Origin of the sequence: Pseudomonas helleri, from assembly GCF_001043025.1 — a bacterium.
Lineage (GTDB): Bacteria > Pseudomonadota > Gammaproteobacteria > Pseudomonadales > Pseudomonadaceae > Aquipseudomonas > Aquipseudomonas helleri.
Genome location: NZ_JYLD01000004.1, coordinates 392,186 through 407,290, shown reverse-complemented (window position 1 = coordinate 407,290; position 15,105 = coordinate 392,186). Strand labels below are relative to the sequence as shown.

Genomic DNA, 15,105 nt, shown 5'->3' with positions numbered 1-15,105 from the left:
CATAAAATGTTGGCCAGAAGCCGATTATGGCTTCCTAGAATAGGCCTTATACATAGATGCAGCCGGGTGTCAGTGGGCAAAAGCGGGTTGACAGTGGGGGGCGAGTCCATACATAGGAGCGAGCTTGCCTCGCGATCTTTTGGAAAATCAAAAGATCGCGAGGCAAGCTCGCTCCTACAAAGAAAAATGCAAAAAAAACCCGGACTCTGGGGAATCCGGGTTAAGACCATTAGGAGTAAAACAGAGGTGCACATCCAGTGCCGCCTCAAATGTCGGCGTGGCATTTGGGGGGATGTAACGCCGACAAGGTAAGTATTGGTCAGCTTTGTCGAACGTCCAGTGACGCATTGGTCGTTTTTTAAACAGATTTGGAATACTCGCAATTCGTTTGAGTACGCTTCTGTGGCTCTGTGTTCAGCTGTAAACATCCAGCGGTAGGATGGTCCGTGCAATTTAGCGTGACTAATGCATAATACTCCGCTTCTATTTTGACCCCTACAGACCTTTTCTTATGCACAAAGAACCCCGTAAGGTCCGTGAGTTTCGTCGCCGTGAGCAAGAAATTCTCGATACCGCGCTCAAGCTGTTCCTCGAACAAGGTGAAGACAGCGTCACCGTCGAGATGATTGCTGATGCCGTGGGTATTGGCAAAGGCACGATCTACAAGCACTTCAAGTCCAAGGCCGAGATCTATCTGCGGCTGATGCTCGACTACGAACGTGACTTGAACACGTTGCTGCACTCCGCAGATGTGGATAAAGACAAAGAGGCGCTGTCACGTGCCTACTTTGAATTCCGCATGCGCGATCCTCAGCGCTATCGGCTGTTTGATCGCCTGGAAGAAAAGGTCGTCAAAGGCAACCAAGTGCCTGAGCTGGTTGAAGAACTGCACAAAATCCGCGCGTCCAACTTTGAACACCTGACCCTGCTGATCAAAGGCCGGATCAGCGAAGGCAAGCTCGAAGATGTCCCGCCTTACTTCCACTATTGCGCCGCCTGGGCGTTGGTGCACGGCGCTGTGGCGCTGTATCACTCGCCGTTCTGGAGCAATGTGCTGGAAGATCAGGAAGGCTTTTTCCAGTTCCTGATGGACATCGGCGTGCGCATGGGCAACAAGCGCAAGCGTGACACGGACACGCCTGCGGTCGAGTAATTTCCTGACGTGGCCGAATGCCGTCAGGTCTATACTCGGGCTTGGGTCGTAGCAGAGCATGACGCGTCAGTCCTGTTCTGCTGCGGCCCTTATTCCCCGCGCCGGAGCCCTCCATGATTGTTGACCGCCAAGGCAGACGCTTTCGCAATTTGCGTATCAGTCTGACCTCTGCCTGTAACTACGCCTGCACTTACTGTGTGCCGAACGGCAAGCGGCTGGTCGCGGCGCAGGACGAGCTGTCGGCCGAAGCCATGGTGCGTGGGGTCGCTTACCTGATTGAAGCGGCCGGGATTGAACGCTTGCGCATCACCGGCGGCGAGCCGTTGGTCAGTCCCAAGCTTGAAACCTTTATGCGTGAAGTCGGCCAGTTGGGTTTGAGTGATATCAGCCTGACCACAAACGGCCAGTTGCTTGCGCGTAAATTGCCGTTACTGCTCGACGCGGGCATTCGTCGACTCAACGTTTCCCTGGATACCCTCGACCCTGTGGCGTTCCGCCGAATTGCCCGTGGCGGCGATTTGCCGACGGTGCTCGACGGGATGCGGCAAGCCCGTGCCGCCGGCATGAACATCAAGGTCAATATGGTGCCGCTGCGCGGGCAAAACCTTGATCAAGTCATGCCCTTGCTGGACTACTGCCTTGAGCAGGGATACGAGCTGCGTTTTATCGAACTCATGCGTATGGGGCACTTGGCCAGTGACGGCAACGGGTTTTTGCAGCAGTTCGTCAGCCTGCAACAATTGCTTGCGTTGATCGGCGAACGTTACGAATACCTGCAAGCCGACGCGCCCATGGATGCCACGGCAGTGCGCTATCACATCCCGAGTCACGGCTATTTTGGCGTCATCGCCAACGAAAGCGTGCCGTTCTGTCGAACCTGCTCGCGTTTGCGCCTGTCATCGACGGGCTGGCTGCATGGCTGTTTGTCGTCGAGCAATCGTCACTATGTCGGTGACCTGCTTAACAAGCCGCGTCACGAAGCCTTGCCAGCGCTGCAAGGGCTGCTGATGAAAGCTCTGGGCGACAAGCAGGACATCGCCTTCTCGGGTGGCGCCACGGTAATGAAGATTATCGGCGGCTGAAGTCACTCAAACTGGCGCGCAAACTGCATTACGCGACTATTCGCCGGTTTTCTGTCGCCGGCCATTGGGAGAATAGAATGCGTAGTCTGGTTGGGGGGCTGGCTGTTTTGGCGCTGAGCGGCTGTATGACGGTCAGTGACATGGGCGAGGGCGTGCGTTATCAGATGAGCGACGCCGGGTTGCTCGATCACAGCAATACGCGCCGCAGCAACTCGCTGCGCATTCAGCCAGACTCCTTTATCTACATCGCCCAAGGGCCGTTCGCGCCTGTGGGCGACCCGTATGTGCGGCCCAACGTGGTGGCCGAAGAAGCCTTTAACGGCTTTGTTGAATACTTCCCCATGGTGCGCCGGGCCAAAGCACCGGAAGGGCTGGACGCCGCCATGGCTGAAGCCCGCGGCTTTGGTGCGCACTACCTGCTGTACACCCGTTTCGCCCGGGCGGACGACCGTATTGGCAACAGCGACGAATGGCTCGATCAGGAAGAAATCAGCCGCCTGGGTGTCGACAGTGGCGTGATCCAGGTCATGTTGATTGAAACCAGCACTCAGTACCTGATCGACACTGCGACCATCCGCAGCCGTGGCGGCTTGCTGACGTTCCACGACAACAAGCCCGAAGACCTGATCGGCCCGCCGCTGGCTAAGTACGCGCGCAGCTTGATAGGCTTGAGCGATCAATAAGTCGAGGAGAGCAGCATGAGTGAGCCGGTAGACGTCAGTAACCTGTTGGCGCAAATCCCCAAGGCCGACAAGGGGCTGCCTCCGGTTCATCTGTGGGACACGGCTTTTTGTGGCGATATCGACATGCGCATCGCCCGTGATGGCACTTGGTACTACATGGGCACGCCGATTGGGCGCAAGCCAATGGTCAAACTGTTCTCGACCATTATTCGCCGTGATGGCGATGACTACTTTTTAATCACGCCCGTGGAAAAAGTGGGCATCACCGTCGATGACGCGCCGTTTGTCGCGGTTACCCTGGAAGTAGAAGGGCAGGGCGAGCAGCAAGTGCTGCGCTTTAACACCAACGTCGACGAACTGATCACGGCAGACAAAGAACACCCGTTGCGCATCGAGATCGACCCCAAGACACAAGAGCCCGCGCCTTACCTGCTGGTGCGGCGTAACCTGGAAGCGTTGATCCATCGCAACGTGTTCTACCAACTGGTCGAATTGGCCGTGTCACGCACCCTCGACGGCCAGAACTGGCTGGGTGTGTGGAGCAGCGGCGAATTCTTCGTCATCGGGCCTGAGCCGGACTAAAACCCAGTCCTTGCCTCGCGATCATTTAACGATCAAAAGATCGCGAGACAAGCTCGCTCCTACAAGGGGGCGGTGGTTAAGCCTTCAGGGTTTTCATGTCGATCACAAAGCGATATTTGACGTCGCCTTTCACCACGCGCTCGAACGCCTCGTTGATGTTTTTGATGTCGAGCATTTCGATGTCGCAGGTGATGCCGTTGGCTGCGCTGAAGTCGAGCATTTCTTGGGTTTCAGCAATGCCGCCGATCAACGAGCCAGCCAGTACGCGACGCTTGAACACCAGGTTGAACGCATCCAGTGCCGGGTCGACCGGTTCGATCAGGCCCACGAGGATGTGCACGCCATCAAAACGCAGGGTTTCGAGGTAGGGGTTGAGGTCGTGGGGAACCGGGATGGTGTCCAGCAGGAAGTCGAAGCGGTCGGCAGCGGCTTTCATTTGCTCCGGGTCGGTGGACACGATCACGTGATCGGCACCTTGTTTGTAGGCTTCTTCTGCCTTGGCCGCCGAGCGGGTGAACAAGGTCACTTCTGCGCCCATGGCCTTGGCAAACTTGATGCCCATATGGCCCAGGCCGCCCATGCCCAGAACGCCGACTTTATCGCCCGCTTCTACGCCGTAGTGCTGCAGCGGAGAGTAGGTGGTGATACCGGCGCACAGCAGCGGGGCAGCGCTGGCCGGGTCGAGGTTTTCAGGGATGCGCACGACAAAGTGCTCGCTCACCACGATGCTGTCCGAGTAGCCGCCCATGGTGTTGGTGCCGTCGACCCGGTCTGGCGTGCAGTAGGTCATGGTCGCGCCTTCCAGGCAGTATTGCTCCAGGTCTTCTTTACAGGCCGAGCACTCGCGGCATGAGTCAACCATGCAACCCACACCGACCAGGTCGCCGACTTTGTGCTTGGTGACTTTGTCGCCGATGGCGGTGACTTTGCCGACGATCTCGTGGCCCGGCATCACCGGGTACACCGCAAAGCCCCACTCGTTGCGTGCCTGGTGGATGTCTGAGTGGCAGACGCCGCAGTACAGGACTTCGATGGCTACGTCGTCCGGGCGCGGTGCGCGGCGGTTGAACTGCATCGGAGCAAGTGGCGCTGAAGAGGTTTGAGCGGCATAGCCGATGGCGTTGTAAGTGACGTTGGACATGGGAAACCTCGAATTGCGATAGCTGTGAACAGGGCGCAAGTGTGCGCCCGCAGTCCTTGCAGGACTATGACGATTCCTCCGCGTGTCATGCCTATTCGTCCGAACTCGCGGAGCAACTGTCGCTTTATTGATCAATTCTGCGAAGATGCGGCGATCCATTACTGCTGTGAATTATTTCCATGTTTTTAACGCGTCACCGCGATGAGAACGCCACGCTGGTGTCCCTTATCAAACCGCTGGCCAACCGCCTGGGCTTTGTTCCTACCCTGATGCCTGAGGTGCGCGTGGTGTCGGCCTGCAACACCGTGGCGCGGATGCCGCAGATCTATGAGCCGAGCCTGATGGTCATCGCCCAGGGCAGCAAGGTGGCCTATCTGGGCACCCGGACCATGGAGTACGGCGCCGGGCATTACCTGGTGCAGGCCTTGTCGGTGCCGTTTGAGTGCGAAACCTTTGCGTCTGAAGAGATGCCGCTGCTGGGCGTCGCGATCAGCATTGACCGGGCGGTGCTCGGAGAGTTGGTGCTGGCCATGGGCCTGGATCCTGAGCGCAGTATCGCCCAGACCCCGGAGTCCATGACCTCGGCTGTGCTGGATGATGAGATGCGTCAGTCGGTTGAGCGTTTATTGCGCTGCCTGCATGACCCGCTGGAGTGCCGGATCATGGGGCGGGCGCGCTTGCGCGAAGTCTTGTTCGCCGCCTTGCGCGGTCCGCAAGCCAGCGTGTTGCGGGCGTTGGTTGAGCAGCAGGGTCAGTTTGCCCGGGTCGCGGCCTCGCTGACCCATTTGCATGAGCATTTTGCCGAGCCGTTGAATGTTGAGACCTTGGCCCGTTGCGCGAACATGAGCGCGTCGACCTTTCATGAGCACTTCAAGCGCAGCACATTGCTGTCGCCGGTGCAGTACCTCAAGCGCCTGCGCCTGTTGCGGGCGCAACAACTGCTGTTAAGCAATGAAGGCTTGGGTGTGGCGCAAGTGGCCGAGCGGGTGGGTTACCAGAGTACTTCGCAGTTCAGTCGCGAGTACAAACGCTATTTTGAGCGCAGCCCGGGGTGTGAAAGCTCGGTGTGCTGAGCGCCCGGACGCTGTAGGAGCGAGCTTGCCTCGCGATCTTTTAAACGATCAAAAGATCGTGAGACAAGCTCGCTCCTACGGACTTACATGTTCGGGTAAGTCGGGCCGCCAGCACCTTCCGGGGTTACCCAGGTGATGTTCTGCGACGGGTCTTTGATGTCACAGGTTTTGCAGTGCACGCAGTTTTGCGCGTTGATCTGGAAACGCTTCTCGCCGCTTTCCTGAGTAATCACTTCATACACGCCAGCCGGGCAGTAACGCTGGGCAGGTTCGTCGTAGAGCGGCAGGTTAACGTTGATCGGAATGCTCGCGTCACGCAGCTTGAGGTGGCACGGCTGTTCTTCTTCGTGGTTGGTGCTGGAGAGGAAGACCGAGCTGAGTTTGTCGAAGCTGAGTTTGCCGTCCGGTTTCGGGTAGTCGATCTTCTTGCAGTCTTTGGCCAGCTTCAGGCAGGCATAGTCTGGTTTGGTGTCGTGCAGGGTGAACGGCAGTTTGCCGCCGAAGAAGTTCTGATCGACCCAGTTGAAGCCTGCGCCCATGAGCGGGCCGAACTTGTGCATCGCCGGGCCGAAGTTACGGCTGGCGAACAGTTCTTCGTACAACCAGCTGGCTTTGAAAGACTCAACGTAAGTGTTGAGTGCGTCACCGCCTTCGGAGCCTGCAAACAGCGAGTCGGCCACGGCGTCGGCAGCGAGCATGCCGGACTTCATGGCGGTGTGGCTGCCTTTAATCTTGGCCACGTTCATGGTGCCCAGATCGCATCCGATCAGTGCGCCACCGTTGAAGACCATTTTTGGCAGCGAGTTCAGGCCACCTTTTGCCAGTGCGCGTGCGCCGTAGCTGATGCGTTTGCCGCCTTCCAGGTACTGCTTGAGGACCGGGTGGTGCTTGAGGCGCTGGAACTCATCGAACGGCGACAGGAAGGTGTTGCTGTAGGACAGGTCGACGATCAGACCGACCACGACCTGGTTGTTTTCCAGGTGATAAAGGAAAGAACCGCCAGTGTTTTCGTTGCTGGTGATGTCCAGCGGCCAGCCTGCGGTGTGTACGACCAGGCCAGGCTGGTGCTTGGCAGGATCGATTTCCCAGATTTCTTTCAGGCCGATGCCGTAGTGCTGGCTGTCTGCGTCACTGTCGAGCTTGAAGCGTTCGATCAGTTGCTTGCCCAAATGGCCGCGGCAGCCTTCTGCGAACAAGGTGTACTTGCCGCGCAGTTCCATGCCGGGGGTGTACAGACCTTCTTTCGGCTTGCCTTCGCGGTCAACGCCCAGGTCGCCGGTGATGATCCCGCGAACCACGTTGTTTTCATCGAACAGCACTTCTTGGGCGGCGAAGCCCGGGTAGATTTCTACGCCCAGGTTCTCGGCCTGCTGAGCCAGCCAGCGGCACAGGTTGCCCAGGGAAATAATGTAGTTGCCTTCGTTGTGCATGGTTTTAGGCACAAAGAAGTCAGGTACTTTTGTCGCAGTGCTGTCGCTGCGCAGTACATAAATGTCATCACGGGTCACCGGTGTGTTCAGCGGTGCGCCGAGTTCTTTCCAGTCCGGGAACAATTCGTTCAGGGCGCGGGGTTCAAATACCGCACCGGACAGAATATGAGCGCCGACTTCGGAGCCTTTTTCAACCACGCAGACGCTGATTTCTTTACCGGCTTCGGCGGCCTTCTGCTTAAGACGGCAGGCGGCGGACAAACCGGCAGGGCCGGCGCCGACGATGACCACGTCGAATTCCATGTATTCGCGTTCCACAGGCTATCTCCTACTCAAGGCTCAACGGTGTTTTCTAATTGGAGGTTTGGCGTTTCATCCATTATTCCCTCGCTTTGCAGTCGAAGACGCAATGGATGAGGCGCCGCTCTCTCTATGGGCGCGCATTATATCTACACCACTAGCAGCGTCCAATACAAACGTTTGTTTGAATTCGCTGCAAGCCAGACAAATCAATGACACGCGGCTCTAAAGTGGCCGATTTGCTGTATTGACCGCAAATGGTGTTCCGGTCAAGATACGGGCGGTTTTGCGCTCGCCGTAGGCTGATTGTTGGTTTCAAGAGCACCTCTAAAGACAGGGCACAGGCATAAGCGTGCAGGAGCCTGACATTTTTTGAGCGGAGTTTACACGTCCTTTTGGTGGATGACTTGGTAGTCACACCTGACAGACGGTCGCACGGGAAGGGCATAGCAACGATCTTTGGAGGTGCCCTTGTGCTGATGAGCATCAACCGCCAGGTTCGCCTAGGCGACTTTCTTTTCACCGGAGAGTAACGAGGAATCCATGAAGGTTCTTGTAGCTGTCAAACGAGTGGTCGATTACAACGTTAAAGTACGCGTCAAGGCGGACAATTCCGGCGTTGACCTCGCCAACGTCAAGATGTCGATGAACCCCTTCTGCGAAATCGCTGTGGAAGAAGCCGTACGCCTGAAAGAAAAAGGCGTTGCGACTGAAATCGTCGTCGTCTCCATCGGCCCGACTACCGCTCAAGAGCAACTGCGCACCGCGCTGGCTCTGGGTGCCGATCGCGCCATCCTCGTCGAATCCGCCGAAGACCTGACCTCGCTGGCCGTGGCCAAGCTGCTCAAGGCTGTGGTCGACAAGGAACAGCCTCAGTTGGTGATCCTGGGTAAACAGGCCATCGACAGCGACAACAACCAAACGGGCCAAATGCTGGCTGCGCTGACCGGTTACGGTCAGGGTACCTTCGCTTCTAAAGTAGAAGTGTCGGGCGACAAGGTTGCTGTGACCCGTGAAATCGACGGCGGCGCGCAAACTGTTTCGCTGAGCCTGCCGGCCATCGTCACCACCGACCTGCGTTTGAACGAGCCGCGCTACGCGTCTCTGCCAAACATCATGAAAGCCAAGAAGAAACCGCTGGAAGTGCTGACGCCAGACGCGTTGGGCGTTTCGACGGCTTCGACCAACAAAACCGTGAAAGTTGAAGCACCGGCTGCACGCAGCGCGGGCATCAAGGTCAAGTCGGTGGCTGAACTGGTCGAGAAACTGAAAAACGAAGCGAAGGTAATCTAACAATGACTATCTTGGTAATCGCAGAACACGACGGCAAAGTACTGGCTCCAGCCACACTGAACACCGTAGCCGCCGCTGCCAAAATCGGTGGCGATATCAACGTCCTGGTGGCAGGCCAAGGCATTGGCGCAGTCGCTGAAGCGGCCGCAAAAATTGCTGGCGTGGCTAAAGTGCTGGTGGCAGACAACGCCGCTTACGCGCATCAACTGCCAGAAAACGTTGCTCCGCTGGTCGCTGAGCTGGGTAAAGGCTACAGCCACATCCTGGCTGCCGCGACCTCCAACGGCAAAAACATCCTGCCGCGCGTTGCTGCGCAGCTGGACGTTGACCAGATCTCCGAGATCGTTTCGGTGGTCAGCGCTGACACCTTCACTCGCCCAATCTACGCCGGTAACGCCATTGCGACCGTGCAGTCGACTGCGCCAGTCAAAGTGATCACCGTGCGTGCGACCGGTTTCGACCCGGTTGCTGCTGAAGGTGGTTCGGCTGCTGTTGAAGCCGTGGCAGCGGTTCACGATGCAGGTACTTCGTCGTTCGTTGGTGAAGAGCTGGCCAAGTCGGACCGCCCTGAACTGACCGCAGCCAAAATCGTCGTTTCTGGCGGTCGCGGCATGCAAAACGGTGACAACTTCAAACACCTGTACGCTCTGGCCGACAAGCTGGGCGCTGCTGTGGGCGCCTCGCGTGCTGCAGTTGACGCAGGTTTTGTACCGAACGACATGCAGGTCGGTCAGACCGGCAAAATCGTTGCGCCACAGCTGTACATCGCCGTCGGTATCTCCGGCGCGATCCAGCACTTGGCCGGTATGAAAGACTCCAAAGTGATCGTTGCGATCAACAAGGACGAAGAAGCGCCGATCTTCCAGGTAGCCGATTACGGTCTGGTGGCGGACTTGTTCGAAGCAGTACCTGAGCTGGAGAAACTGGTTTAATCCAGTCGCTTCACTTATAAAGAGCCCGGTTATCCGGGCTGTCAGGAAGGGCAGAGCACCCAGTGTTCAGCTTTCTCTTAACAGCCTGAATGACCGGGTTTTTTTTATGCGTTTGAATGATCCACGTGGAGCGTAGGAATATGGATGTGCGTAAGGTAAGCAGGTTGTTATTGGGGTTGGCATTGATGCCTTTGCTGTCCGAGGCTGCGGGTAAATGCGAGCGCCTGATCGTGACCGGCAGCCCCGATGCGCCGCCGTATCTGTGGCGCGACCCCGCCAATCCCACCCATTTGATCGGTGCCAGTGCCGATCTGTTGCAGCACGCTGCCGAAGAGCTGGGCATCAAGGTTGAGGTGCTTTATGCGGGCAAGCGTTCCCAGGCTCAGGACGAAGTGCGCACCGGGCGCATGGACATGCTGCTTGATACGCCGCTGACCCTGGCCGGGCTGAACTCCCTGGATTACATCCACCCGCCGCTGGTGCGTAACGATTACCTGGTGTGGACGCGCAAAGACTCGGCCTTGCACTACGAAACGCCGGCTGACTTGCACGGGCATACTGGCGCGCTCTCCGAGAAGGCCCGGCTGACCGAATCTTTTGATGCTTTTGCGCAACGTCAGCTCACCCTAAAGCCGCAACCCGGCCTGACCCAGGCGTTTCAAAAGCTGTTGCTGGGCCAGGTCGAATACGTGTTGGCCGGGCGTTATGCCGGCATGGCGACGGCGCAAACCTTGGGCATCGCCGATGACTTGCAAGCGCATTCGCAACCGATTGATCAGCCGGGGCTGTTTTTGGCGATCTCCCATGACTCAGCGTGCAATGAGCCGTGGTTGCGCGGACAGCTCGCCAAAAAGATGACAGAATTGCCCGCCTCCGGCATGGCCGAGGCCGCTTTGCAACGCAATCTGGAGCGGTGGAAATCGCAACTGCAGCAACCGCTCAGCGCCCCAAAACAGTAGGAATTTTTAGTGACGATTCGACCTCTTTTCGCAGCCCTGGCTGTTATGGCTCTGGCGGGGTGTGCGAACGACCCTGCACCGAATCAACAAATACGCTTGAGCGAACAAGCCTTGGAGCAAGCCAGGGCGGTCGGCGCGAATGCCGACGATATGCCTGAACTCAAACAGGCTGAAGACAAGCTGGCCCATGCTCAGGCCGATATGCTTGAAGAGTCTTACAAAGACGCGCGCCTGCAGGCCGAGCAGGCTGAGCTTGATGCTCGCCTGGCCGAGGCGCGGGTTTTGACGCAAAAAAGCCAGGAACAATTGAACGTGCTCAACACCCGCATTACCCGCTTGCGCAAACAACTGGCGGAGGCCCAATGAGTCTCAAATCCAGTGTTTTCAGCAGTGCCGTGTTGTTAGGCAGCATCAGCCTGGCCGGTTGCGCCGGGCATCACAGTGGCGAGCAGGCCTTGCAGCAGGCCAACAGCGATTTCCAGGCGGTTAAAGAAGACAGCAACGTCTTGCGCATCGCGCCTAAAGACGTGATTCGCGCCGGTGAATCGCTGGCTCGCGCCGACCGATTGTCCAGCTACTGGGGCAGTGGCGATGATGTGGTGCACTACGCATACCTCAGCCAGCGTTATAGCGAGATTGCCCGTGAGCACACGCAAAAAGTGCTCAATGAGGAGCGTGCGGCCAAGCTCGAGCTAGAGCGTCAGCGCCTGCAACTGGCCTTGCGCGAAGCCAAGTTGTTGAGTGTTCAGCAGCAGGGCAAATGGCTGGAAGAGCAAATCATCAGCCTGGCGACCACGCAGACTGACCGTGGTTTAGTCATGACCTTGGGCGACGTGTTGTTTGATACCGGCGAAGCGGACCTGAAAAACTCGGCTAACCGCACAGTCCTCAAGCTGGTGCAGTTTCTGCAACTGAACCCCAAGCGCATCGTGCGCATTGAGGGTTACACCGACAACACCGGTGGTACAGAAGACAATCTCACCCTGTCGCTGGCGCGGGCCCAGACCGTAGCCGATACGCTGGTCGACCTGGGGATCGACGAAAAGCGCGTTCAAGTGGCCGGTTATGGCGACCAGTACCCGGTGGACGTTAACGCCACCGAGCGCGGCCGGGCGCAAAACCGTCGGGTTGAAATCGTCTTCTCTGACGATAAAGGCCAATTGGGCGCCGCTCGCTAAGCGCAATACCGTCTGGTAGGAGCGAGCTTGCCTCGCGATCTTTTAAACGATCAAAAGATCGCGAGGCAAGCTCGCTCCTACAGGTTCTATGCCGCTCACCCATACAGTTAACCCGCGGTCTGCACTGTACGGCTCAGAATAGTGGCAACTGTGCCCGTACACTTCTAAACTGTTCCGGTATTGTTCATCACAAAAATGCTTCATATAAAAAAAATGCCTGAACATCGAGTGCCGCGCCATGACCAACCTTTTGCTTTATCAACGTATTGCTCAGCAGCTGGCTGAGGATATCCGGCGTGGCGTCTACCAGCCGGGGGAGCGTGTGCCCTCGGTGCGCAAGATGAGCTCACAGCTAAATGTGAGCCATGCGACGGTGTTGCAGGCCTACGCCAATCTTGAAGACCAAGGCTTGATCCGGGCGCGCCCGCAATCGGGTTATTACGTGCACCAAACCCCGGCCCTGACGGCGCCCACGCCGGACATCGCGCGTGTTGAGCGCCCAGGTCTGGTGACACGCAGCAGCATCATTCAGCAAGTATTGGTCGAATCGCGGCGCGAAGGCGTGTTTCCGCTGGGGGCTGCGGTGCCGAGTGTCGATTACTTGCCCGTGCGCGCGCTGCACCAGCAATTGGCCAAGGTCACCCGTTTTCATAGCCCGCGTGCCTTCAGCTACATGTTCAGCCCAGGCTTTGAGCCGTTGCGCCGTCAGGTGGCGATCCGTATGCGGGATGCTGGCGTGGTGGTCGACCCTTCGGAAGTGATCATCACCCACGGCTGTGTGGATGCCCTGCAAATGTCATTACGGGCGCTGACCCGTCCGGGTGACCTGATCGCGGCCGAATCGCCAACCTATTACGGCTTGTTGCAACTGGCCGATTTGCTGGGCTTGAAAGTCATCGAGATCCCCAGCGACCCAGCCACCGGCATGAGCCTTGAAGCCCTGCAATTGGCGGCTAATCAGTGGTCGATCAAAGCGCTGGTACTCACCACGCGCTTGAGCAACCCGTTGGGTGGCACCATGCCGGAAGAGCGGCAAAAACACCTGCTGCGCCTGGCGTCAGATTTCGATATCCAGATCGTTGAAGATGATATCTATGGCGAACTGATGTTTGAGGTGGGGCGCACTAAAGCGTTGAAAGCCTACGATCGCCTCGACCGCGTGATTTATTGCTCGAGTTTCTCTAAAACGTTGTCACCGGGCGTAAGAATCGGCTGGATGATTGCGGGGAAATATCAGCAGGAAATCCAACGTCTGCAAACGTTCACCACCCATTCGGCGTGCAGCGTGACGCAAATGGGGGTGGCGGCTTACCTTGAAAACGGCGGTTACGACCGCCATTTACGCTACATCCGGCAGGAATACCGGAAAAACCTCAGCGCATTCCAGTTGGCCGTTCAGCAGTACTTCCCGGAAGGCACGCAGATGTCGCGCCCTAGTGGCGGGTTTATTTTGTGGGTCAGTTTGCCGGGCCGGGTGAACACCCAAGAGCTGCACGTGCGCGCCTTGCAGCAGGGTATCAGTATCGCGCCGGGGCTGATTTTCAGTAACACCGAGCAGTTTAATCACTGCATTCGACTCAACTGTGGCACACCTTGGAACAAAGAAGCCGAGCGGGCACTGATGACGTTGGGCATGCTTGCTAACCAATTGTGCCAGGAGACCGCAGGCCTCTATTAAGAGGGTAAACGCTGCGCGGTATGGCCATTTGGTTACATTCGGCTTGTCTCGGCCGGCTTAAAGCGCGAGCATGCGTGCCTGAACGAAGAAAACCGTGGGAGTTATGAGAGCGACATATTGTGTAGGACTCGTGTTGGCAGGCGTGTTGACTGCGTTTGGCGCGATAGCTGCGCCAGCGAACCCGTCGGCACCCCAAACAGTCACTGCCCACCCTGAAGCCGCTCATACCCCGCCCAAGCCTGCGGCCAAAGCGCAAAAGGCACCGGCCAAGAAACCCCCGCCTGCGAAACCCAAATCCCCTGCGAAGGCCACCAAAAAGCGCGTGCCGACCAGCAAAGTTGATTTGAGCTTGCCGCCCGAGATGGTCCGCCAGTTGCGCCCTTTAGGCGCCGTCCCCATGCCTGCGCACAAACCGTTGCTGCCCAATATGTTTGTTGAAAAGCAGGCCGAGGAGAGCCCTTTCCAATTGAACGGGCGCCTGCTCAGCAATGAAATGGGCCTGCAGTTACGTAACGAGGCGCGGCAGAATGAAATCGATGGTGCCGCCCTCGATTTTGAATTCAAACAATAAGTGCCCCAGCATCGAAAACGGACTTCTAAACTGACTAATCAGTCACTGATATTCTGCTGAACGGTCAATTTCAAACGCCCGTTCCAGCGAGTACTATCCCTTGTCATCAATGCACTTTGCCCCTAACGAGGAGCTAACGTCATGAATTGCCGTGAAGGCTGTGGCGCTTGTTGTATAGCACCCTCCATCAGTACACCGATCCCTGGCATGCCTGATGGCAAACCCGCGGGGGAACGCTGCCTGCATCTGTCTGTCGATTACTTGTGTGGTTTGTTCGGCCAACCTGAGCGTCCCGCCGTGTGCGGCGCGTTCAAGGCTGACATCGAGGTATGCGGCAGCAGTCAGCAAGAGGCCATTAACCTGATCGGTTGGTGGGAACAGGTGACGGCGGCTTAGTGCATTCGTGTTCAGTGAACAGACCTTTAACAATAAGGAATAAGACAATGGGTTCGTTACATCGAGTGGCAATGGCGTGTGGTTTGAGTGTTCTGCTGGTGGGCGCGGCCCAGGCAGAAGACTGGAAAGTGGCGAAAAACGAAGACGGCATTAAAGTCTCATTGAGTGAAGTGCCGGGCTCCGCTTACAAGGCCTACCAGGGTGTGGCACTGATCAAAGCGCCGCTGGCCAAAATCCAGGGCCTGCAAGAAGACGTGGCGGGGGCGTGTGCCTGGATTCACGAATGCAAAACCCAGAAGCTGCTCAAGCATGAAGGTGACAAAAGCTGGACTTACACCCAATTCAATACGCCGTGGCCTGTAACCCCGCGTGACTCGATTCTGGAGGTCACCTCATCGGTTGCCCCGGACGGCACGCTGACCCGTACCCTCAAAGGCGTACCGACCTATCAGCCTGAAGAAAAAGGCTTCGTGCGGGTGGCTCAGGTGGACGGTTTCTGGAAGCTGGTCCCTAAAGGCGACAACCTGACTGAAGTCACCTACCAAGTCCACACCGAGCCTGGCGGCAGCGTCCCGGCCCTGATTGCCAACAAGTTCGTGGTGGATGCACCGTTCAAAACCCTTCAGGGGCTCAAAGAGCGCGCTGAGAAGTAAC

Annotated in this window: 16 protein-coding genes; 14 read left to right on the top strand and 2 right to left on the bottom strand. The window is 57.4% G+C overall.

The genetic code is table 11. From position 1 onward, the window contains the following. Positions 1-511: 511 nt before the first annotated feature. From TU84_RS09500 to TU84_RS09485, 4 genes are all read left to right on the top strand, one after another. Positions 512-1,153, top strand: coding sequence for a TetR/AcrR family transcriptional regulator (locus tag TU84_RS09500; protein ID WP_048368789.1), 642 nt, complete (start codon positions 512-514; stop codon positions 1,151-1,153). Between the two features lie 113 nt (positions 1,154-1,266). Next, complete coding sequence (locus TU84_RS09495; RefSeq protein ID WP_048368788.1) at positions 1,267-2,235, top strand: GTP 3',8-cyclase MoaA; 969 nt, start codon at positions 1,267-1,269, stop codon at positions 2,233-2,235. A gap of 77 nt (positions 2,236-2,312) precedes the next feature. Beyond that, positions 2,313-2,918 (top strand): DUF4823 domain-containing protein, encoded by a 606-nt coding sequence (locus TU84_RS09490; protein ID WP_048368787.1) that lies wholly within the window; start codon positions 2,313-2,315, stop codon positions 2,916-2,918. 15 nt (positions 2,919-2,933) lie between these two features. Continuing rightward, on the top strand, positions 2,934-3,500 hold the full coding sequence (locus TU84_RS09485; protein ID WP_048368786.1) for a DUF1285 domain-containing protein: 567 nt from the start codon (positions 2,934-2,936) through the stop codon (positions 3,498-3,500). A gap of 76 nt (positions 3,501-3,576) precedes the next feature. Here TU84_RS09485 and TU84_RS09480 read toward each other — a convergent pair whose 3' ends face one another. After that, a complete protein-coding gene (locus TU84_RS09480) occupies positions 3,577-4,641 on the bottom strand; it encodes an NAD(P)-dependent alcohol dehydrogenase (protein ID WP_048368785.1) in 1,065 nt (354 codons plus the stop codon). Positions 4,642-4,820: 179 nt separating this feature from the next. Between TU84_RS09480 and TU84_RS09475 the strand changes: the two genes are divergently transcribed. Next, positions 4,821-5,714, top strand: a complete 894-nt coding sequence (locus TU84_RS09475; RefSeq protein ID WP_048368784.1) for an AraC family transcriptional regulator — start codon at positions 4,821-4,823, stop codon at positions 5,712-5,714. Between the two features lie 83 nt (positions 5,715-5,797). Here TU84_RS09475 and TU84_RS09470 read toward each other — a convergent pair whose 3' ends face one another. Further along, entirely contained in the window at positions 5,798-7,462 is a 1,665-nt protein-coding gene (locus TU84_RS09470) for an electron transfer flavoprotein-ubiquinone oxidoreductase (RefSeq protein ID WP_048368783.1), read from the bottom strand. Positions 7,463-7,987: 525 nt separating this feature from the next. On the opposite strand from TU84_RS09470, the gene TU84_RS09465 reads away from it, so the two are divergent. From TU84_RS09465 to TU84_RS09425, 9 genes are all read left to right on the top strand, one after another. Next, positions 7,988-8,737 carry an electron transfer flavoprotein subunit beta/FixA family protein gene (locus TU84_RS09465; protein ID WP_048368782.1) on the top strand — a complete coding sequence of 250 codons (750 nt, stop codon included), beginning with the start codon at positions 7,988-7,990 and terminating at the stop codon, positions 8,735-8,737. Between the two features lie 2 nt (positions 8,738-8,739). After that, positions 8,740-9,669 (top strand): electron transfer flavoprotein subunit alpha/FixB family protein, encoded by a 930-nt coding sequence (locus TU84_RS09460; RefSeq protein WP_048368781.1) that lies wholly within the window; start codon positions 8,740-8,742, stop codon positions 9,667-9,669. 140 nt (positions 9,670-9,809) lie between these two features. After that, positions 9,810-10,628, top strand: a complete 819-nt coding sequence (locus TU84_RS09455) for a substrate-binding periplasmic protein (RefSeq protein ID WP_048368780.1) — start codon at positions 9,810-9,812, stop codon at positions 10,626-10,628. 9 nt (positions 10,629-10,637) lie between these two features. Further along, positions 10,638-10,994 carry a DUF4398 domain-containing protein gene (locus TU84_RS09450; RefSeq protein WP_048368779.1) on the top strand — a complete coding sequence of 119 codons (357 nt, stop codon included), beginning with the start codon at positions 10,638-10,640 and terminating at the stop codon, positions 10,992-10,994. After that, positions 10,991-11,806 carry an OmpA family protein gene (locus tag TU84_RS09445; RefSeq protein ID WP_048368778.1) on the top strand — a complete coding sequence of 272 codons (816 nt, stop codon included), beginning with the start codon at positions 10,991-10,993 and terminating at the stop codon, positions 11,804-11,806. The genes TU84_RS09450 and TU84_RS09445 overlap by 4 nt, the downstream gene beginning before the upstream one ends. A 238-nt stretch (positions 11,807-12,044) precedes the next feature. Further along, on the top strand, positions 12,045-13,484 hold the full coding sequence (locus TU84_RS09440; RefSeq protein WP_048368777.1) for an aminotransferase-like domain-containing protein: 1,440 nt from the start codon (positions 12,045-12,047) through the stop codon (positions 13,482-13,484). A 397-nt stretch (positions 13,485-13,881) separates the two neighbouring features. Beyond that, entirely contained in the window at positions 13,882-14,055 is a 174-nt protein-coding gene (locus tag TU84_RS26585) for a hypothetical protein (RefSeq protein WP_277620854.1), read from the top strand. A gap of 141 nt (positions 14,056-14,196) precedes the next feature. Next, on the top strand, positions 14,197-14,451 hold the full coding sequence (locus tag TU84_RS09430) for a YkgJ family cysteine cluster protein (RefSeq protein WP_048368775.1): 255 nt from the start codon (positions 14,197-14,199) through the stop codon (positions 14,449-14,451). Positions 14,452-14,498: 47 nt separating this feature from the next. Beyond that, the gene (locus TU84_RS09425; protein WP_048368774.1) at positions 14,499-15,104 is read left to right on the top strand and encodes an START domain-containing protein; all 606 of its coding nucleotides are present in this window, start codon (positions 14,499-14,501) and stop codon (positions 15,102-15,104) included. Position 15,105 lies beyond the last annotated feature (1 nt).

What these genes read in the sequence shown, in the direction of transcription:
- TU84_RS09485 (WP_048368786.1), top strand. Translation starts at nt 2,934, where the DNA reads ATGAGTGAGCCGGTAGACGTCAGTAACCTGTTGGCGCAAATCCCCAAG.
- TU84_RS09430 (WP_048368775.1), top strand. Translation starts at nt 14,197, where the DNA reads ATGAATTGCCGTGAAGGCTGTGGCGCTTGTTGTATAGCACCCTCCATC.
- TU84_RS09460 (WP_048368781.1), top strand. Translation starts at nt 8,740, where the DNA reads ATGACTATCTTGGTAATCGCAGAACACGACGGCAAAGTACTGGCTCCA.
- TU84_RS09445 (WP_048368778.1), top strand. Translation starts at nt 10,991, where the DNA reads ATGAGTCTCAAATCCAGTGTTTTCAGCAGTGCCGTGTTGTTAGGCAGC.
- TU84_RS09480 (WP_048368785.1), bottom strand. Translation starts at nt 4,641, where the DNA reads ATGTCCAACGTCACTTACAACGCCATCGGCTATGCCGCTCAAACCTCT.
- TU84_RS09455 (WP_048368780.1), top strand. Translation starts at nt 9,810, where the DNA reads ATGGATGTGCGTAAGGTAAGCAGGTTGTTATTGGGGTTGGCATTGATG.
- TU84_RS09440 (WP_048368777.1), top strand. Translation starts at nt 12,045, where the DNA reads ATGACCAACCTTTTGCTTTATCAACGTATTGCTCAGCAGCTGGCTGAG.
- TU84_RS09475 (WP_048368784.1), top strand. Translation starts at nt 4,821, where the DNA reads ATGTTTTTAACGCGTCACCGCGATGAGAACGCCACGCTGGTGTCCCTT.
- TU84_RS09490 (WP_048368787.1), top strand. Translation starts at nt 2,313, where the DNA reads ATGCGTAGTCTGGTTGGGGGGCTGGCTGTTTTGGCGCTGAGCGGCTGT.
- TU84_RS09495 (WP_048368788.1), top strand. Translation starts at nt 1,267, where the DNA reads ATGATTGTTGACCGCCAAGGCAGACGCTTTCGCAATTTGCGTATCAGT.
- TU84_RS09465 (WP_048368782.1), top strand. Translation starts at nt 7,988, where the DNA reads ATGAAGGTTCTTGTAGCTGTCAAACGAGTGGTCGATTACAACGTTAAA.
- TU84_RS26585 (WP_277620854.1), top strand. Translation starts at nt 13,882, where the DNA reads ATGCCTGCGCACAAACCGTTGCTGCCCAATATGTTTGTTGAAAAGCAG.
- TU84_RS09500 (WP_048368789.1), top strand. Translation starts at nt 512, where the DNA reads ATGCACAAAGAACCCCGTAAGGTCCGTGAGTTTCGTCGCCGTGAGCAA.
- TU84_RS09425 (WP_048368774.1), top strand. Translation starts at nt 14,499, where the DNA reads ATGGGTTCGTTACATCGAGTGGCAATGGCGTGTGGTTTGAGTGTTCTG.